This window comes from Runella sp. CRIBMP (assembly GCF_009905605.1).
Classification (GTDB): Bacteria; Bacteroidota; Bacteroidia; order Cytophagales; family Spirosomataceae; genus Runella.
In genome coordinates this window covers 843,251-861,762 of sequence record NZ_JAAAKZ010000003.1, presented here as the reverse complement: position 1 = coordinate 861,762, position 18,512 = coordinate 843,251, and the positions used below count along the sequence as shown (strand labels likewise).

The 18,512-nt window shown below is 45.4% G+C and carries 17 protein-coding genes; 8 read left to right on the top strand and 9 right to left on the bottom strand.

The features are described 5' to 3' along the window. Window positions 1–183 precede the first annotated feature (183 nt). The 4 genes from GVN20_RS13405 to GVN20_RS13390 all read right to left on the bottom strand — a co-directional run bounded on the left by GVN20_RS13405 (window position 184) and on the right by GVN20_RS13390 (window position 3,911). On the bottom strand, window positions 184–960 hold the full coding sequence (locus GVN20_RS13405) for a DUF1080 domain-containing protein (RefSeq protein ID WP_166558797.1): 777 nt from the start codon (window positions 958–960) through the stop codon (window positions 184–186). Window positions 961–1,052: 92 nt separating this feature from the next. Continuing rightward, entirely contained in the window at window positions 1,053–1,643 is a 591-nt protein-coding gene (locus GVN20_RS13400) for a hypothetical protein (protein ID WP_166558796.1), read from the bottom strand. Between the two features lie 19 nt (window positions 1,644–1,662). Beyond that, a complete protein-coding gene (locus GVN20_RS29690) occupies window positions 1,663–2,385 on the bottom strand; it encodes a glutamine amidotransferase-related protein (RefSeq protein WP_310586819.1) in 723 nt (240 codons plus the stop codon). A gap of 131 nt (window positions 2,386–2,516) precedes the next feature. Continuing rightward, complete coding sequence (locus tag GVN20_RS13390) at window positions 2,517–3,911, bottom strand: aldehyde dehydrogenase family protein (protein ID WP_166558795.1); 1,395 nt, start codon at window positions 3,909–3,911, stop codon at window positions 2,517–2,519. 165 nt (window positions 3,912–4,076) lie between these two features. On the opposite strand from GVN20_RS13390, the gene GVN20_RS13385 reads away from it, so the two are divergent. After that, window positions 4,077–4,268, top strand: coding sequence for a hypothetical protein (locus GVN20_RS13385; RefSeq protein ID WP_166558794.1), 192 nt, complete (start codon window positions 4,077–4,079; stop codon window positions 4,266–4,268). 30 nt (window positions 4,269–4,298) lie between these two features. Continuing rightward, the gene (locus GVN20_RS13380) at window positions 4,299–6,404 is read left to right on the top strand and encodes a prolyl oligopeptidase family serine peptidase (protein ID WP_166558793.1); all 2,106 of its coding nucleotides are present in this window, start codon (window positions 4,299–4,301) and stop codon (window positions 6,402–6,404) included. A 96-nt stretch (window positions 6,405–6,500) separates the two neighbouring features. Here GVN20_RS13380 and GVN20_RS13375 read toward each other — a convergent pair whose 3' ends face one another. Together GVN20_RS13375 and GVN20_RS13370 are read right to left on the bottom strand one after the other, a co-directional pair. Then, window positions 6,501–7,370 carry an SdiA-regulated domain-containing protein gene (locus GVN20_RS13375; protein ID WP_166558792.1) on the bottom strand — a complete coding sequence of 290 codons (870 nt, stop codon included), beginning with the start codon at window positions 7,368–7,370 and terminating at the stop codon, window positions 6,501–6,503. Between the two features lie 207 nt (window positions 7,371–7,577). Next, entirely contained in the window at window positions 7,578–8,177 is a 600-nt protein-coding gene (locus GVN20_RS13370) for an FMN-dependent NADH-azoreductase (protein ID WP_166558791.1), read from the bottom strand. A 762-nt stretch (window positions 8,178–8,939) separates the two neighbouring features. On the opposite strand from GVN20_RS13370, the gene GVN20_RS13365 reads away from it, so the two are divergent. The 3 genes from GVN20_RS13365 (at window position 8,940) to lepB (ending at window position 12,580) form a co-directional block, all read left to right on the top strand. Beyond that, the gene (locus GVN20_RS13365; protein ID WP_166558790.1) at window positions 8,940–9,875 is read left to right on the top strand and encodes an ABC transporter ATP-binding protein; all 936 of its coding nucleotides are present in this window, start codon (window positions 8,940–8,942) and stop codon (window positions 9,873–9,875) included. A gap of 107 nt (window positions 9,876–9,982) precedes the next feature. Further along, window positions 9,983–11,326: an ABC transporter permease gene (locus GVN20_RS13360; protein ID WP_166558789.1), complete on the top strand. Its 1,344-nt coding sequence runs from the start codon at window positions 9,983–9,985 to the stop codon at window positions 11,324–11,326. A gap of 90 nt (window positions 11,327–11,416) precedes the next feature. Next, the gene (gene lepB, locus GVN20_RS13355; protein WP_166558788.1) at window positions 11,417–12,580 is read left to right on the top strand and encodes a signal peptidase I; all 1,164 of its coding nucleotides are present in this window, start codon (window positions 11,417–11,419) and stop codon (window positions 12,578–12,580) included. A gap of 38 nt (window positions 12,581–12,618) precedes the next feature. Here the strand turns inward: lepB and GVN20_RS13350 are convergent, their stop codons facing one another. Continuing rightward, on the bottom strand, window positions 12,619–13,173 hold the full coding sequence (locus GVN20_RS13350; RefSeq protein WP_166558787.1) for an acyltransferase: 555 nt from the start codon (window positions 13,171–13,173) through the stop codon (window positions 12,619–12,621). 65 nt (window positions 13,174–13,238) lie between these two features. Between GVN20_RS13350 and lhgO the strand changes: the two genes are divergently transcribed. Then, the gene (gene lhgO / locus GVN20_RS13345; RefSeq protein WP_166558825.1) at window positions 13,239–14,435 is read left to right on the top strand and encodes an L-2-hydroxyglutarate oxidase; all 1,197 of its coding nucleotides are present in this window, start codon (window positions 13,239–13,241) and stop codon (window positions 14,433–14,435) included. A 59-nt stretch (window positions 14,436–14,494) separates the two neighbouring features. Here lhgO and GVN20_RS13340 read toward each other — a convergent pair whose 3' ends face one another. Together GVN20_RS13340 and GVN20_RS13335 are read right to left on the bottom strand one after the other, a co-directional pair. Next, the gene (locus tag GVN20_RS13340) at window positions 14,495–15,346 is read right to left on the bottom strand and encodes an FKBP-type peptidyl-prolyl cis-trans isomerase (RefSeq protein WP_166558786.1); all 852 of its coding nucleotides are present in this window, start codon (window positions 15,344–15,346) and stop codon (window positions 14,495–14,497) included. Window positions 15,347–15,403: 57 nt separating this feature from the next. Next, a complete protein-coding gene (locus tag GVN20_RS13335) occupies window positions 15,404–16,675 on the bottom strand; it encodes a pitrilysin family protein (protein WP_166558785.1) in 1,272 nt (423 codons plus the stop codon). A gap of 125 nt (window positions 16,676–16,800) precedes the next feature. Here GVN20_RS13335 and GVN20_RS13330 point away from each other — a divergent pair, with 125 nt between their 5' ends. Next, complete coding sequence (locus GVN20_RS13330; protein WP_166558784.1) at window positions 16,801–17,703, top strand: hypothetical protein; 903 nt, start codon at window positions 16,801–16,803, stop codon at window positions 17,701–17,703. A 90-nt stretch (window positions 17,704–17,793) separates the two neighbouring features. Further along, window positions 17,794–18,375 carry a glutathione peroxidase gene (locus GVN20_RS13325; RefSeq protein ID WP_166558783.1) on the top strand — a complete coding sequence of 194 codons (582 nt, stop codon included), beginning with the start codon at window positions 17,794–17,796 and terminating at the stop codon, window positions 18,373–18,375. Window positions 18,376–18,512: the final 137 nt, after the last annotated feature.

Here is an 18,512-nt window from a genome sequence, read left to right as displayed (position 1 = left end):
TGTCGCTCCTTCTGAGTCCCAAAAATATTAAAAAAATTCTATTTCAAAATTTGTATTTTAAGACAGTACCAGCGGGCCCCACGAAAAATGTAAAAGTTTAAAGTAGAGTTCGTTTTACATGGGTCATTAAAACAAAGAGGGGCGAATATTCGCCCCTCTTTGTTTGTCTTGGTAAATCTAGAATTACAGTTTTCTTACCCAAATATTACGAAACTGCGTTTTATTATTGTGATCTTGAAGGTGAATCACGTCGTCGCCGTGTGCTTCAGGATAGTGGTGCAAACCAATGTAAAGCGTTAATCCATTGATAGTTGCGTTGTTTTGAACCAGTACCCCATTCAGAAAAACGGTGATGCGTGCAGGTGCATCAATACGGCCATCTGCTTTGAAACGAGGTGCGGTATATACAACATCATAAACGTTCCACTCAAGCGGCCCGCGCATAGGGTTCACGAGCGGTGCGTGATCTTTGTAAATACTTCCGGCTTGTCCGTTGCGATAGGTACGGTTTTGGTACGAATCCAAAATTTGGAGTTCATAACGATCCTGAAAAAACACACCACTGTTTCCACGACCTTGGCTCACGCCTTCTACTACATCAGGCGCGCTGAATTCGAGGTGAAGCTGGCAATCACCAAACTTCATTTTGGTTTTGATATCGCCACTTTTAGGAACTACTTCCAAGTAGTCATTATTTACAATTTTCCAGGGAGCAGGACCACCATCTTTGGCAGAAACCCACTGCGAAAGGTCTTTTCCGTTAAAAAGTACGATAGCGTCGGAGGGTGGGTCTCCCGCATTTTTACCCGGCGTTACGACCCCTACTTCGGGTTCCCAGATTTCGGTCATTTCGGGCTTCATGGGCATAGGAGAAACCGCCGGAGGGGTACCACCAGGGGTTTGCGCAAATCCAGCTGCGGCACAAGCCAGTAAAGAAAGGGTTATGAACGTTTTCTTCATCGTTGTTTTATGATTATTGAAAATTTAATTACAAAAAATACTTCTTACAGTATGAAAGAATCTCAAGTGCGTTTTTTAACGTACCAAAACCATTAATCGCACACAAAGATGCTTAAATAATTGGGAGAGGTTGAGGTGATTTGCTTGAGGTCTAGGTTGACATCCTGCGGAAGAATCTTATCCAAACGCTTTTGAAGCTGATTAGCCGCCTCTTTTTCAACGAGTTCGTACCTTATCTGACTCCGACTAATTTTGAGTTCTTTTTTTCGGGAAACCGTCAATGCCGTCATTTTGACGCTATAATCTTTATAGGCTTGTAGTTCGTCAATGAGTTGCTGGGCGAGCGGTTTGGCCCCTGCTTCGTAAAACAGTTCAATGCTCCAAACGGTGCGAGGTTTTACTATTTTGCTTACCAAAGATGCTTTTTTGACGGGCTTCTTGGCAACTTCGGGGGCAGGGTCTTTGGGGTTAAGAATGGCGGCTACGCCCGAAACCAACCCCAAGACGAGCGTCAACCCCATAAACATTCTAATAGAGCGCAGCATCTCGGCCCGTGGCTTAGCCCGACTGCTCTCGCGGCTCAGCAGGTAAAACGACAAGATAAAAGCAATGGCACTTAATCCCGAAATACCATATTTAAGAAACTCAGCTAGCTCACTTACCTGAAATTGGGCAATCATCATTTGAATCATTGAAAGGACATCACAAAACAGACTTTACAAACGACACCATCCACTGCGCCATCAAAGTACTGTGCAAAGGTAAGGTTAAACTTTCGAGTCCTCTAGCCGTTTTTTCGGCTCCTATTCGCTCCACCCGCGAGCGCATGAGGGCCTCTTCGTACTGAAGCGGAAACTCCGGATGCGCCTGCACGCCCAGCATCCGCTCTCCTACGCGAAACATGGCTACGGGGCAATCATCTGCCGAGGCTAATATCGTACTATCAGGTGGCAATTGGTGCACTTGGTCCTGGCACATCATCAGCAGATTCAGGCTTTCCTTCGGCGGGTTCATCCAAGCGTTTTTTGCTGCATCCAACATTTTGAATTCGTGAATTCCTACGCACCAACCCACCGCCGCTTTTTGCACTTTTCCACCCAAGGCTTCGGCCAACATCTGATGTCCGAAACACACCCCTAAAAAGATTTTTTGTTGGGCGTACATTTGACGAAAAAACGCTTTCAAGTCGTGAATCCATGGCTCATCGTCATAGACCGAAGATTTAGAGCCCGTACAGAGATAAACGTCGCATTCATCAACGGACGTTGGAAAATATCCGTTGGCGACGTCATAAAATACAAATTCCCATTCGGGAGCCAAAGGCATAAACAACGCAGGAAACATGTCGCGGTAATCGCCCGCAATGTGCCGAAACTCATCTCGCACATGGTCACATTCTAATAGGCCAATTTTTATTTTTGTCACAGATTATTAATTTATTTACCCTGCTGAAAGCATCTAAAAAGTGGGTTTACAATTACAATAGACCCTTTCAGCAGAACAAAGCAGTTTTTTTTGTTTTTAACATCCGTTTATACTGAGCTTTTCCCAAAAGCTTAAAACCCATCCACTCTCAAATGAAACGATTTCGGTCTGGTCAGGGCTTCATAACCCAACGCTGATAAAGTACAACCACGTCCAGAGTCTTTCACACCCGTCCAGGCAAGTTCGGGGTCGAGGTAATCGCAGCGGTTCATAAACCACGTTCCAGTTTCAATTTGGTTCCCAATGTGCAACGCAGCATCGGCATCACTCGTCCAAACCGACGCCGTGAGGCCGTAGTCGCTGTCGTTCATGAGTCGAATGGCTTCTTCGTCGCTGCTTACTTTCATGATTCCGACGGCTGGCCCAAAGGTCTCTTCGTTCATGATGCGCATAGAATGATTGACATTGACCAACAATTGCGGTGCCAAATAAGGCGTTCCGACTTGGTTTAATGGAAAGCCCGACGGATCAATCAATGCATCTGCTCCCTGACTGACGGCTTCACGTATTTGACCGCGTACAAACTCCGCCGCTGAGGTACGCACCATCGGTCCAAGATGTACGCCTGCTTCCAACGGATTGCCCAAAACATACTGATTAACAAGGGCTACCGCACCCTGCACAAATTCATCATAGACTTTTTCGTGAACATAAATACGCTCAATACCGCAGCAAGATTGCCCTGAATTGAAGAGCGCCCCATCAACCAAATTTTCCACGGCAAAAGCCAGAGGAGCATCTGCGCGTACGTAGGCGGGGTCTTTGCCACCCAGTTCCAAACCAGTGGCAATAAAACGCTCCGCTGCCGCCCGCTGCACCGCATGCCCCCCCGAAACAGAACCCGTGAAGGCCACAAAATCTACGCGAGGGTCTGCAATCATCCGGGCCACGTAATCGTGGGTGGTGTGGAGATATTGAAAAACACCTTCGGGCAAACCAGCCGCTTTAAACGCCGCCGCGTAGCGCTCAGCACAAAGGGGCGTTTGCTGCGCGTGTTTGAGTATCACGGTATTACCCGCCAATAATGCAGGAATAACCACGTTGACCGATGTTAAATAGGGATAGTTCCACGGAGCCACCACAAACACCGTTCCGAGGGCTTCGCGACGGATAAAACGCTGAAAACCTTCTTTTTCTGAAACAGGCACATCCGACAAGGCACCAATGGCGGCTTGTATCATATAGCGTGCACGCTCTTGAAAACCACGACGGATTTCGTTGGGAGTGTACCCAATCGGGCGTCCCATTTGCCATGTTAGCTCCTCGCCAATGGCATCGGCATGGGTTAAAAAATAATCTAAGGCCCTTTCGCAAATGGTAATTCGTTCGCGTAGCGGAACGTTTTTCCACATTTTTTGAGCCGCTTTGGCATTCGCCAAAATACTTTCAATCTGAGTGGCAGTACTATATTCGCGCTCCACATACACGGAGCCATCAACGGGAGAAATGACTTGAAATGTTTTCATTTGTTCGGTAAAAAGTAGGGCCGAAAATTACGGCTAATTTTTAAAATATTTTAGTTTTCAGAAGCACGAAGCTGTTCTTTTAATACTACCGCTGCAAGAAAAGATTAGGCTATCCTAAAAATGCCAAGTCTGATTAGCATTTTTAGGAATCTCATCCTACCGCCCTTGAAAAATCATTTAGTTCCTTTTCAAATGTATCGCTCAGTGGCGCAAAAAATAGCTATTTGGGTAAGTGTGATTACCTCTATGGTATCACTTGAAGATATTATAGCCTCAGCTTCTATTTACGACCAAGCGCACCATGGCAATATTTCAGATAAAGACCTAAATAAGCTCCTCAATGAGATTGATTTTTAGTAAGTTTGGATTTCATCAACTCCTCACTTCATGAAACCTACGCTACTAATCTTCACACTCTTACACTGTCTTTTCAGCACTGTATCCCGAGCACAAAACGGTTTTTCAATGGATGCCGTCAAATCCTATCCTTTTCCCAATGAATTGACCGCCTCAGCCACGGGTTCTCGCATTGCATGGGCATTCAATGAGCAGGGCCAACGCAACATCTACGTAGCGGAAGGGCCCGACTTCAACGCCCGACGACTCACCAACTATTTACAGGACGATGGTCAGGAACTCAGTAGTGTAGCATTATCTGATGATGGAAAATGGGTGCTCTATGTACGCGGCGGCGATCATGGCTCCAATTGGGGCGATGAGCTCCCCGTCAATCCCACCTTTAGCCCTACCCCTCCCAAAGTGCAAATTTGGGCTGTGCTATTTGCGGGTGGCGAGCCCAAGCTTTTGGGCGAAGGCGAAGACCCTGTTATTTCGCCCAAAAGCGATAAAGTAGCTTTCTCCAAAGGAGGGCAAATATACACCGTTCCTCTTGATGGTTCGGCGGCGGCAACGCTGCTCTTTTCGGCCCGTGGCACAAACAGCACGCCAGTTTGGTCGCCCGACGGAAGTCGGCTGGCATTTCAATCCAATCGAGTTGACCACAGTTTTATCGGTGTTTATACCGACGCCCAAACCCCTATCGTTTGGATAGACCCCCAATACAAACGTGACAATTCCCCGCGTTGGTCGCCTGATGGAAAGAAATTGGCCTTTATTCGTACCAACGGACTAGGCGGCAAGCCCGATTCTATCCTCGTAAGGAAGCATATCCCGTGGTCAATCATGACGGCCGATGTAAGTACGGGAGAAGCAAAAACCCTTTGGACCGCGCCTAAACGATTGAATGGCTCAGTGCCCAACACCCATGGAGGGCCCAATTTGCACTGGGCGGCCAATCGCATCGTTTTTCTTTCTTACCAAGACGGATGGCCACATTTATACTCATTAACTGAGCAAGGTGGTGCGCCGCTCTTGCTTACACCTGGCAATTTTATGTGTGAACATATTCAACTCAGCGCCGATGGAAAATCGCTCGTTTTTGCCGCCAATGCGGGTACTGACGCCTTAGACATTGACCGGCGTCACGTCGTTAAAGTATCCGTAGACCGCGCAGATATGCAGATAATGACGCCCGGAACGGGCCTAGAATGGTTCCCAGTTTTGACGGGCGACGGAAAAACAATGGCATTTATCAGTGCTACCGCTCAACGCCCTCCTCTCCCTTCCGTAATGCCCGCCAACGGCGCAGAAATAAAAATCCTCGCTACCGACCGTTTACCTACAACCTACCCAAGTACGGATTTGGTAACTCCCAAACAAGTGGTCTTCAAAACACCCGACGGCGTAACGGTTCATTGCCAACTCTTTGAAAAAGCAGGAGGCCCCGCCAAAAAGCCCGCCATTGTTTATGTTCACGGTGGGCCACCTCGGCAGATGTTATTGGGGTGGAATTATGGTGATTATTACGCCAATGCTTACGCCATGAATCAGTATTTGGCAAGCCTCGGTTACGCAGTCTTATCGGTCAATTATCGTTTGGGGATTGGTTACGGATATGAGTTTCACAATGCGAAAAATGGCGGTGCCAACGGCGCTTCCGAATATATCGACATCAAAGCCGCTGGCGAATGGCTTGCCAAACAACCGCAAATTGATCCCAAACGCATCGGCATATACGGAGGCTCATACGGCGGATTTTTAACAGCGATGGCCTTAGGACGCGACTCTAAGCTGTTTGCCGTAGGCGTCGACATCCACGGCGTACACGACCGCACCATCGAGCGCACCCGCAATATTCTGATGCCCGACCAATACGAACGCGCTCCCGACGCCACCCGCGCCTTGGAGGTAGCCTGGAAATCGTCCCCGATTGCGTATGTAAATACGTGGACTTCTCCCGTACTTTTCATCCACGGCGACGATGACCGCAACGTGCGTTTTAGTCAAAGTACCGACTTGGTACGCCGCTTAGAAGAAACAAAAGTACCCATCGAAACGATGGTGATTGTGGATGATACTCACCATTTTATGATGCACGCCAATCAGGTAAAAGTCAACAAAGCCATTGCCGCATTTTTTCAAAAGAAGTTATAATTATCCCTCTTTTTAAAACAATCAAACCCCCGACGTCGAAATATCCTTTCTTCGTGTCGGGGGTTTGATACATATCTTTTCCAGCACTTATTCCACTCAATTATCCGCCTCCTTCAATGGATCAAACTTTAGAATATACCCATCTTTGCCATCGCCTTCGCTTGATATGTAAAGGGTTCCTTCGGGGTTAAAGCAGATTCCTTCGGGCTGCCGAAATAGTTTGGGGTCAAGGTCAATATTTTTTAACGGCACCCCTCCCGCCGAGAAAATAACCAATCGATGCCCCGCCGAACTGAGCAAATATAGTTCTCCAGTTTTGGGATGAGAAGCAATGTCAGACGGTTTAAAATCCTTCCAGTTCTTGCCTTTCAATCCTACTTGGTCAAATTGCTTGGCTTTCAATTCACGCTCTGTAAACACCCTTCGACTCTTCAGGTCAAAAGAAAAAATGACCTTATCATCATCTTTTACGGCTTTCTTAGAAGCCTCTTTGACCGCCAACCACAGGCGTTTGGTACTGAAGTCGTACGTCAAGCCTTCGACGTCATTTTTTCCGGGCAGGCCAGTTTCAATTTCGCGTGTTTCTTTGTTTCCAAGTTTAAAATTAAATAGTGCTCCGTCGCTTCGCAATACATAGATTTCGTCGCCAATTTTCTCAATTCCTTCATAATCGCCCCGGGGGCCAAAACGATGACTTTCCGTAATTTTTTGTTGCGCCAAATCATACACAAACACTTCACCGTCTTCGTCTTGCACGCACAAAAGTTGGTTTTCTGCGTAAAAAGCCACCCCCGAAATCTCTTTCAGCTCTTTGGGCAAAACGTAGGTTTCAGCAGGCTGAGTCAAGTCATAGACAAACGTGGTCATCGACTTTGCTTCTTCCTTTTTTTGTTCTGCACTTGGGTTGCAGGACAGGAGGCCTTTCAATAAAAGCAGGAAAGCAAGCACTCTTGTAACAATATTCATGGTCTATTTTTTTGGTTATCAGATGCAAACTACTAAAAACAAACCATTGACCGTGGTTAGCACCAGTTATTCTGCTTAAAGTTGTTGTATTATAAAGTTAAAAGGCGGTACCGAGTTATGACAATCGGTACCGCCATCGAGCAGAGGAAGGCTTATAAGTCTCCTAAAATTGATTGGCTCGTGTTTTGAGCACAATAGATTTCAGGATTAGGCAGTGATACTCTCTATCCCTTTTTGCAGTGCAGTTTCCTGCATTCCCGGAACCGCAATGCCTTCGGCACGAAAAACCGAAACGTCGGTAATTCCAATAAAAGCCAAGATAGTTCTCAAGTAAGACTCGGTAAAATCGTAGGTTTTCATCGGGCCTTCTGAGTAAATTCCTCCTGTCGCAATCGCCAAGTACAGTTTTTTGTTTTTTAGCAATCCTTCGGGGCCTTTCTCGGTGAAGGTAAACGTTTGGCCTTGTCTAACAATATGGTCAATCCACGCCTTTAGGTTAGACGGAATACCGAAGTTATACATAGGTACGCCGATTACAATAATATCGGCGTCCATTACTTCTTTAATCGCTTGGTCTGAATGGCGAAGGGCCGTATTTTGGGCTTCGGTTCGGTACTCTTCAGGCGTAAAAAAAGAGGTAATGTGCGATTCTTCCAGATGCGGAAACGGATTTAAGGCTAAATTCCGTGTTTGAACCGTACTGCCAGGATAAGCGGCCTGTAATTTGGACACTACAGCATTTGATAATCTGACGCTAAAAGAATTCTCTTTTCCCGGGCTTGAGACAATGTTTAATATTCTTTTCATTTTTTACAGCTTTTCACTTGGTAAAACGATAAGTTAAGAAATACTAACAAGATGAATAGCGCCCGGGCTAAGGCCCACAATTGTGTGTGTTTTTCATTAGGGTAAAGATTTAGAGTGGTAGAAAGAAATATAAAAAAGGCAATTGATTCCGTAAAAACGCACGATTATCTACAATACAGACCTGATTATGATAAACTCTATTCGTCTATGCATTCGCTAGCTTAGCAAGCTAGACAGGGCCCAAAAAGAAGAATTTATATACAGGCACTGTGGGCATTTTATCGATTACTGGTGTGACTGCAACTGTTTTATGGCAATATATTGATTTAATTGACTAATTGGCATATTTGTCGCAAAAAAATATCTCATAATTAACTATTTTAATTAAATATTAACGATAAATGCATTTTTAAAAAGAAATAAATAGCCGATAAGTATATTTTAACACTATGATTTTTAACAGGAACTTTTATATATCATGATTAAGGAGCATTTTGGCCCACCGCTAAGCGTTTCAGCCATTAAGAGATGTGATTAGTACTTCTCAATATCCTCGCATCCAAACGTTTTTTTCAAAAATGATTAAGCGCCAAATCGACCGAAAGCGCATTTGGTTTTACCGCTTATCCTTCTAAATCCCCCAACTATCCGCATTCACTTGATAATAGCAAGTTCATGGCCTTAATTTTCGAACTCTTTATAAAGCGAGAGGCATTCTTTCATGCTCTTTTACACAGCCTTTTCTTCTTAACTCTTAACTATATGCCCAACATTCTCGAAGTTCACGATGTCGTAAAACAGTACGCTTCGCATCGCGCCCTTGATGGGGTAAGCTTAAATGTTCCCAAAGGCAGTATTTTTGGATTACTTGGTCCCAACGGCGCAGGAAAAACCTCACTTATTCGGATTATCACCCAAATCACTGCACCCGACGAAGGCTACGTTTTGCTCGACGGGGAGCGCCTACGTCCCGAACATATCCAACACATCGGTTATTTGCCTGAAGAACGTGGATTGTACAAAAAAATGAAGGTGGGCGAGCAGCTCCTCTATCTGGCCCAGCTCAAAGGACTGTCGGAACGAGAGGCCATGGAAAAATTAAAAATCTGGTTTAAGAAATTCGACATCAAAACGTGGTGGACCAAAAGCATCGAAGACCTTTCTAAGGGAATGCAACAAAAAATTCAGTTTGTGGCCACCGTCATGCACGAACCTAAACTAATTATTTTGGATGAACCATTTTCGGGATTTGACCCGATTAACGCCAACCTTATTAAAGACGAAATCCTCGAACTACGCGACAAAGGAACAACCATCATTTTCTCAACGCACCGCATGGAGTCGGTAGAAGAGCTTTGTGACCACATTGCGCTGATTCACAAATCGCAGGTAATTTTAAAGGGGAGCAAAAAAGAGGTAAAAGATCAATTCAAGGAGCACAGCTACTCGGTGCGTTATCACGGAACGTTGGAATCACTGCCCGCTGATTTTGAGATTATCTCCCACAAAATCGACGACGAGCAAGTCAATAAAGCAAACATTCGATTGATAGGCAATGCCTCCGTCAACGCCTTGGTGGGCAACCTCATCAGTCAGGTGGAGCTGATCTCTTTTCACGAAAACATTCCTTCTTTCAACGATATTTTCATCAAAGCCGTTGGTGGTGAAATACCCGAGGAAATAAACAGTCTGCAATAGGCTGCCAGCCCACCTAATCAACGATTTTATTGATAAATACCATTCCATTTTTTGGGCTCATACTCCCCCAAAAACACGAAGATACTTTATAACTCCTCCTTGAAGCTATGAGAAATATATTCCTTGTCCTCAAACGCGAATACTTGGTACGCGTACGCAAAAAGTCATTCATCGTAATGACCCTTTTGACACCGCTGCTGATTGCTGCTTTTTACGGCATCATCATCTGGGCCGCCGTGGGTTCGTTCAACAATGAACGCAAAACCATTCAGGTCATTGACGAAAGCGGCCTATTTAAAAACAAGTTTAAAAGCGACGCCAACACTACGTTTGAATTTATCAGCGGGCCGATTGCTACGGCCCAAAAACAACTAAAAGACAAAGAGCAGAACCTTCTGGTATTTATCCCCGCCGATATCATGGAACGGCCGAAGGGCGTGCAAATCTATGCTGCCAAAAACATCGGCCCTATGCAACAGAACCGCATTGAAAAAATCGTTCAGCAGGAGCTTCGCAACATCAAACTTTCCAAAGCAGGCATTACCCAACAGGTTATCGAAGAAGCCAACATGAACGTTGACGCTCAGACTTTTAGCCTCAACGACGAAGGAAAAACGCAGTCAAGCAGTACCATTGCCGCCTACGTGGCGGGCTACGCGGCGGCTTTTTTGCTCTACATTTTTATCCTCATTTATGGAGCAGGAGTGATGCAAGGGGTGATGGAAGAAAAATCGAACCGTATCATTGAAGTCATTATTTCCTCCGTCAAGCCTTTTCATTTGATGATGGGCAAGATTTTAGGCGTAGCTGCCGTGGGCCTGACGCAGTTTTTACTTTGGGGTATTCTTACGTTTGGGGTAACAACCGCGACCCAAACGCTGTTTGGCTTCAATCGTTTTACGGCAACCCAAGAGGTGCTCAATAAGCAGGCCGAACAAGCCGACCCCGAACTAAAGAAAGAGATGGAGAAGTCGCAAAGCAACACGCTCAATACCGTAAATACGTTTATGGAATCGGCACAGTCATTGCCGCTGGCGCAAATATTCATTTGCTTCATTTTTTACTTTTTGGGCGGGTATTTATTGTACAGCTCTCTCTACGCCGCCATCGGTGCCTCAGTCGAAAACCAACAGGAAGCTGGGCAGTTTACTTTTCCTATCATGCTTCCTATCATTGCCTCCATCTTTTTTGCACAGTTGTCCATTAATCAACCCGACGGTTCGCTGGCATTTTGGACGTCAATGATTCCTTTCACCTCACCAGTGGTGATGATGGCTCGGATTCCGTTTGGCGTACCCGCGTGGGAAATCGCCCTTTCGATGGTTTTACTCGTGATGGGATTTGTGGGCACCACGTGGCTCGCAGCGCGTATTTATCGGATTGGTATTTTGATGTATGGCAAAAAGGTGAATTACAAGGAGTTATCAAAATGGATTTTTTATAAAGGATAAACACAGTAGGGGCAGGCCCCCAGCGGCCGCCGCTTGCGTCTGCCCTTTCCTTGCGTATGCCCAAAGAATATAATAAAAACGCTTACCGCCATGATGGAAGTAAAAACAGCCGAAAGCAAATCAAAAAACCCCAAAAAGTCGGCCTTTAGAGAGTGGGCTGATTCTATTGTTTTTGCAGTTGTGGCGGCCACGTTCATTCGTTGGTTGCTCTTTACGCCCTACGTTATTCCGTCGTCATCGATGGAGAAAACAATTCTGATTGGTGATTTTATTTTTGTGAGCAACCTACATTATGGCGCGCGTACACCCGCAACACCTTTACAGATTCCGCTGACGCATCAAACCATTTGGGGCACAAAAATCCCCTCTTTTTCGACCTTGATTCAGCTTCCAGTGTTCCGTTTGCCAGGCTTTACCGACGTAAAACGCAACGATGTAGTGGTCTTCAACTATCCAGGCGACCCCGATGAGCCTTTTGAAGACGTGGCTCGCGGCGACGGTGGCTATAAACACTTTCCTGTGGATTTACGCAACAACTTCATCAAGCGATGCGTCGCCGTCAGCGGCGATGTAGTTGAAATAAAAAAGGCCGTGGTGTACATCAACGGCCAACCCGCCGCCGTGCCGCCGACGGCAGTATTTTATTACCGTTTGGAATCTGGCGATTTATTGGATGACCGTTTTTTTGAAAATGAAGATATTCAGGATTACGGAAATTATCCCGCTGACTCTGCCAAGCCTAATACATTTGTATATCAGATTCGAACAACGCCCCAAATTGTTGACAATCTTAAAAAACATTCGTTCGTTCGCAGTGTTACGCACATCAGTCAGTATGCTTCCAACACCGCCGAGGCGGGTATTTTTCCGAAGGCTATCCCTAAAAATCAGGAGTTTTGGGGTCCAATTCAAGTGCCCAAGAAAGGATGGACGATTCAGTTGGACTCCACCAATGTAGCAAAATATGCCAATGCCATTAAATTTTTCGACCACAATGACCCCAACAAAGTAGTAGTAAAGGATGGTAAAATTAGCATTGACGGCAAGCTTCTGGCAAGCTATACTTTCCAACAGGATTATTATTTTATGATGGGCGACAACCGCTACGAATCGGCGGATTCGCGCTTTTGGGGTTTTGTTCCTGCCGACCATGTAGTAGGCAAAGCGCTCTTTACGTGGATGTCCATCGACCCGAATCCAAAGTCCATTTTGAATAAAATTCGCTGGAATCGGTTGTTCAGAGGGATTGAGTAAAATCCACAAGACTGTCTCAAGGATAAGGGCAAAAGCCTTTACTTAAACCAAGGTTGCCAATCCAACCGATATTTTAACTCACTCTTTCTTTGACCCACGACTTTGGCGGGGCTGCCCGCCACAATGGTCATCGGAGGTACATCTTTGGTCACGATACTACCCGCCGCCACCACAGCCCCGCGCCCGATACGCACACCGGGCATGATGGTAGCGCGGGAGGCAATCCACACATAATCATCAATGAAAACATCTTTTCCCACCACGCCGTGAAAGTCATCATGCGGGTCGTGGGAAAGCGTCCAGATATTTACTTCTTGGGCAATGTCGACGTTGTTTCCAACAATAAGTTTGCCACCACGCCCGTCCAAAAGGCTGTATTTGTTGATGAAACAATAATCACCGATTTCGATATTTCTCCCGTCTCGAAATTCCACTTTCATCATCACAAATCCTCCTTTACCCAACCGCTTAACGGTTTGTTTAACGAAAAATCGTCGTATGGCATAAAACGGAATGTACATAATCCATTCCCTGAATACGTAGTCTTTGAAGGCAAAAAAAGCAGTATAGAGCTCGATTAAGGTTTTCTTCATGTGTCAAAATTAAGGAGTTTACCCTAACTTTGCACCATATAAAACGCAAAACGACCTTGAACAAAATATACGACATCACCGTCATAGGGGGAGGAATTGTGGGTCTTGCCACCGCCTTAAAAATAAAGGAACAGAGTCCGCACTTAAAGGTTCTGGTCATTGAAAAAGAACACGAAGTGGCCGTTCACCAAACAGGACACAATAGCGGGGTGATTCACTCAGGCCTCTATTATAAGCCCGGTAGCCTAAAAGCCACCAACTGCATCAAAGGCTATAAGATGCTGGTGGATTTTGCCGAAAAAGAAGGGATTCCTTATGACCTTTGTGGCAAAATCGTGGTCGCGACTCGCCCCGAACAAGTGCCTATTTTGGAGGGGCTGTACGAGCGCGGCGCCCAAAACGGCCTGACGGGCTTTAAAATGCTAGATGCAGCGGGTTTGCGCGAATATGAGCCGCACGTAAAAGGAATTAAAGGTTTTTTTGTGCCGCAGACGGGCATTATCAACTATAAAGTAGTCTGTGAAAAATACGCCGAAAACTTCCAAAAATTAGGCGGGCAAATCAACTTTGGCCAACGCGTGGTTGAGATTCGCCAAACCGACCACCTCTCGATGGTGATTACGGCCCAAAATTTTTACGAAACCAAATTGGTCATCAACTGCGCTGGGCTTTATTCCGATAAGGTGGCTCAATTTACGCAACAAACGCCGATTGATTTACGCATTATTCCGTTTAGAGGTGAATATTTCGAAATCAAACCCGAAAAACAATACTTGGTTAAAAACCTGATTTACCCCGTTCCCGACCCAAATTTTCCTTTTTTGGGGGTGCATTTTACGCGCATGATTGGCGGCGGCGTAGAGGCAGGCCCCAATGCCGTGTTGGCTTTCCGACGCGAAGGATATAAAAAACTGGACATTCACGCCCGCGAATTGTGGAAAACCCTGACTTGGCCTGGATTCCAGAAAGTAGCCGCCAAATACTGGCAAACAGGACTCGGTGAAATGTATCGTTCGTTTTCAAAAGCTGCGTTTACCAAAGCCCTGCAAGAGCTTATCCCGGAGATTCAGGAATCTGACCTCATTCCCGGTGGCGCGGGTGTCCGCGCTCAGGCCTGCGACCGCAACGGAGGCCTGTTGGATGACTTTAGCATTATTGAGCGGCCCAATGCCATCAACATCTGCAACGCCCCGTCGCCAGCGGCTACTTCCTCGCTTTCTATCGGTCTAACCGTAGCCGAATTGGCCCTGAAAAGGTTTTAAAAACGTAGAGCCGCAATGAATTGCGGCTCTACACATACCATTAAAAATCAGGTGCGGTCTTACTTCAACACTTCTATTTCAAACAATAACGGTGAGTAAGGCATAATAACATTGCCAGAACCCTGCACGCCGTAACCGAGTGAAGAAGGGAAAATTAAAGTCGCTTTTTCGTTATAACGCAACTTACTGATTCCTTCCTCAAAACCTTTTATCACACCGCCACTGCCAAGGCGAACCTGGATTTCGCCCGAATCAAATTGCTTGTCATTCAACAACTTACCCGTATATTTTACCCGAACTACATCGCCCTGAGCTATTTTGGCGTCGGTGGTGGTGGTGGTCTGAATAAAACGTAACCCCGTAGAAGTCAATTCCGTCACGGTCAGTTTTTTCTCTTTTATGTAGTCTTCAATCTGCTGATTTTCGTTGCGTACTTTTACCAGTTCTACATCTGCGCCTAGTGCTGAATAAGCAGGTAGAATATCGTCAGACTGTGCTCCAAAAGCCAAAAAGTGATTCATAAGCAACAATGCCCGGTCGCCGGTGCGCATGAGGGAGAGGGCCTCGTCCATACCCGGAATGAGCGAATTGACGCCGTAAACATACGTAAAAGGCTTGTCTTTGAGGCGCTCGGTGCTATCAATTTTGGCACCAACTCCATTCAACTTAAACAAGGTATAGTGAATCGAAACCTGATCACCGACGTTGGGTTTCAGCCCCGTAGGATTAGTAGCCGTAAACTTATAATAAAGCCCCGTAGCACTTTTTTCCATCGTAAGATTATTGGCGCTGATATAGCTTTGAATCTCTTTTTCGTTCAATTCATAATTTTTTTCAGCCTCATTTTCCAAAATTTTCTGGCAGGATACCATACTCAATGCGGCCAAAACCGCCACTACTAATTGCTTCATTTGTTTGAAGTGCTTTTGCACGATTTATTAGTTATTCAGTTTAATTTTTGAGAAAAACTACCCAACAATAACACGTTGCAACTCTTCCCATTTCCAGTATTGCTGCGCCATTGATTGGATTTCCTCTGCCGTTACGACGCGTAAACGTTGGATATAGTTGGAATAAAAATCGACATCCAAGCCTTCCAATACCATAAGCCGCACGCGGTCAGCGATTTCAAAAGGAGTATTTAACGAGCCTGCAAACTCGCCTGCCAAGTAATTTTTAACCACTTCAAGTTCCTCGGCAGGGACAAGCGCATTTTGCATGATACCAATCTCTTTTTGAATTTCATCCAAAGTGGCCTGCGCAAATTCTTTCTTCACGTCGGTCCCGATTACCCAATATCCCTCCTGACGCATCGGCACAACACTCGCCGAGATTCCGTACGTAAAGCCTTTTTCTTCCCGGATATTCTTCATTAACCGCGAACCAAAATAGCCGCCAAACACCTCATTGGCCACAACCATCCGATAAAAATCAGGATGCTGACGCTTAAAAAGTCTACGTCCTACCCGCACCGATGACTGAACTGCATCCTCTTTTTCTAACCAGTACGGCTCCGTTTGAGGAGCAATCTCTGGCGTTATATTCGGCAGAAGGGGCTCTGAAACAGAATGTTGTCCTAAAAATTTATTCACAAGCGCAATTTCTACCTCGCCGACCTGCCCAGATAAGAATACGCGAAACGGCCGGGCTTTGATGCGTTGATGATAAAAATTTTCCAAATCAGAAGTCAATAGTGCCGTGATTCGCTCTTCTTTCTGCACTCTCCCGTATGGGTGCGCCGAACCAAAAAGCCGCTCCTTGAAGGTATTGGTCGCTACATAAGCGCTTTTTTCAAGGTTAACCCGCAGATTTTGGAGCGTGATATTGCGTATATCATTAAATTCTTTTTCGGGAAACGTCGCCTCGTGCAACATCTCCGACACCATTTCTAATATCGTTTCTAAGTGCTTGGTCAAACCGTACACCATCACATTGGCGCGGTCGGGGGTGTGACTCAATTCCAAAAACGCACCGATTTGGTCAAAATGTCCACTTATTTGGGCCGAAGTGTGGTTTTTGGTTCCTTCAGAAAGCATCTTTACCGCAAAAAACGATGCTCCTTCGACTTGTTCATGCCATGTTCCTGCTTCAAACAACACCTCCAAACGAACCACGGGTTGTTCGCCGACATTGATGACGTAAAGCGGTTGGCCATTGTCTAGCACCACCGATTGGGGAGTAGGAAACTGTACCGTTTCAATGGTACGAAAATCAGGTGCCAGGGTTCTATCTAATTGCATACTGCTTTGGTGTTCAGATTTTGAGAGTGCAATATTACGGACTGTTTTTGTTTCGATGAACGTTTTCGTTAAAATCGCACCTTTAATACCAACTCGCTCGCCCTCAACTATTCACTTTACTTCCGATGATTAACTTTATTCTTGCTGTTGTTTTTACGGTTTCTCTGTACTTGATTATGCGGTCATTTACAAAATACCGCGTCAATCCTCTCCACGCGGTCATTTTCAATTATTACACCTGCGTAGCAATGGGGCTCGCGTTGATGCCCAATCGAAGCCATTATTTCAGTGCAGATTGGACCTCGACCCCTACTTTGTTAACGCTGGCACTCGGCACAATGTTCGTCATCGTATTTGTGCTTATTGGTTTTACTACTACCAAAGTGGGGGTAACCGCCGCGTCATTGGCTGGTAATATGTCGCTCGTCATTCCCGTTTTGTTTGGACTGTTTGTCTTTAAAAACAACAACAAAGACTTTACTTTTCTGAATTACCTGGGCTTGTTGGTAGCCCTGTTGGCATTGGCTTTTAGCACCATCAAAAAAGAAGGCAGCAATCATTCAACCAAAACGGGTTGGGTGTTGTTTCTGCCAGTGTTATTGTTTTTGGGAAGCGGCACCAACAACACGCTCATCAACTATGTCAGCGCCACTTTTTATCGTCCTGAGCAATCGGCCCTTTTCACCGCGCTGGCTTGCACGGGAGCGATTTTGGTAGGCACCATTTTTTTAATTTTTAAGGTACTAACAGCCAACGAAAAAGTAAGCCTACGAAGCATTGTCGGAGGATTAATTCTGGGGGTTCCCAACTTTTTGTCTTTCTATTTTCTTTTGGGAGCTTTGAGTGATTTTGGCAATAGCGCGGCCTTTGTTTTTCCCATTTATAATGTACTAAGTATGCTGATGTCGGCCTTTTTGGCGTGGATTTTATTTAAAGAAACCCTGCAGCCACTCAATAAATGGGGTTTGGTTCTGGCAGTGGCGGCTATCTTTTTGATTTCTTACCAAGAGATATTGGGGGCATTTTGATTTTTACAGAATATATCCCTTCATTATCTGAACAATCTTCCTTAACGGTTGGTTATAAAGCGGTAATACTCACCCAAAACCATGTAACCGATGGCAACCATTAAATTACTTTTTGTTATGCTTTTATCAATCATTACGGGCCTTTTTGCCGATAAAAAAGAAATCAAATCCAACACCGAAAACATTAAACCGACTGCCTCTGTGTACGATTACAAAATGAAAGCCCTGATGGGCAACGAAGACATCTCACTGAGCAAATACAAAGGCAAAAAAATCGTGTTGCTCAACGTAGCCTCTGCCTGCGGATACACTCCTCAGTATGCAGATTGGCAAAAATTCCATGAGCAATACGGCGACAAAATCGTGGTTCTGGGCTTTCCTGCCAACAATTTCGGGTCGCAAGAATCTGGCACTAATTCAGAAATTGCCACTTTTTGTCAAAAAAACTACGGTGTTACGTTCCAAATGTTCTCTAAAATTGACGTAACTGGCGAAAACCAACATCCATTGTACCGCTGGTTGTCGACCAAATCGCTTAATGGCTGGAACGACAAAGCCCCGTCGTGGAATTTTTGCAAGTATGTAGTAGACGAAAATGGAAAATTGACTCACTTCTTTGCTTCTAAAATCAAACCAACCGACGACGAATTCAAAAAAGCCGTAGGGATTTAATGTAAGGGCGGGGCTTGCCTTATGCCTTCTCTAAAATTGGGCGGAGCCAAGCCCCGCCCCTACAAATATCAATGTCATATTTCTGCAAAAGAGGGGAATTAAAAGTTATATTAACTTTTAATTCCCCTCTTTTGGTA

Bases quoted from the DNA above. Each gene is read 5' to 3' on its own strand.
- GVN20_RS13380 (WP_166558793.1), top strand. From the start codon at position 4,299: ATGAAACCTACGCTACTAATCTTCACACTCTTACACTGTCTTTTCAGC.
- GVN20_RS13330 (WP_166558784.1), top strand. From the start codon at position 16,801: ATGATTAACTTTATTCTTGCTGTTGTTTTTACGGTTTCTCTGTACTTG.
- GVN20_RS13375 (WP_166558792.1), bottom strand. From the start codon at position 7,370: ATGAATATTGTTACAAGAGTGCTTGCTTTCCTGCTTTTATTGAAAGGC.
- GVN20_RS13390 (WP_166558795.1), bottom strand. From the start codon at position 3,911: ATGAAAACATTTCAAGTCATTTCTCCCGTTGATGGCTCCGTGTATGTG.
- lepB (WP_166558788.1), top strand. From the start codon at position 11,417: ATGATGGAAGTAAAAACAGCCGAAAGCAAATCAAAAAACCCCAAAAAG.
- GVN20_RS13325 (WP_166558783.1), top strand. From the start codon at position 17,794: ATGGCAACCATTAAATTACTTTTTGTTATGCTTTTATCAATCATTACG.
- GVN20_RS13340 (WP_166558786.1), bottom strand. From the start codon at position 15,346: ATGAAGCAATTAGTAGTGGCGGTTTTGGCCGCATTGAGTATGGTATCC.
- GVN20_RS13350 (WP_166558787.1), bottom strand. From the start codon at position 13,173: ATGAAGAAAACCTTAATCGAGCTCTATACTGCTTTTTTTGCCTTCAAA.
- GVN20_RS13400 (WP_166558796.1), bottom strand. From the start codon at position 1,643: ATGATGATTGCCCAATTTCAGGTAAGTGAGCTAGCTGAGTTTCTTAAA.
- GVN20_RS13370 (WP_166558791.1), bottom strand. From the start codon at position 8,177: ATGAAAAGAATATTAAACATTGTCTCAAGCCCGGGAAAAGAGAATTCT.
- GVN20_RS13405 (WP_166558797.1), bottom strand. From the start codon at position 960: ATGAAGAAAACGTTCATAACCCTTTCTTTACTGGCTTGTGCCGCAGCT.
- GVN20_RS13335 (WP_166558785.1), bottom strand. From the start codon at position 16,675: ATGCAATTAGATAGAACCCTGGCACCTGATTTTCGTACCATTGAAACG.
- GVN20_RS13360 (WP_166558789.1), top strand. From the start codon at position 9,983: ATGAGAAATATATTCCTTGTCCTCAAACGCGAATACTTGGTACGCGTA.
- GVN20_RS13365 (WP_166558790.1), top strand. From the start codon at position 8,940: ATGCCCAACATTCTCGAAGTTCACGATGTCGTAAAACAGTACGCTTCG.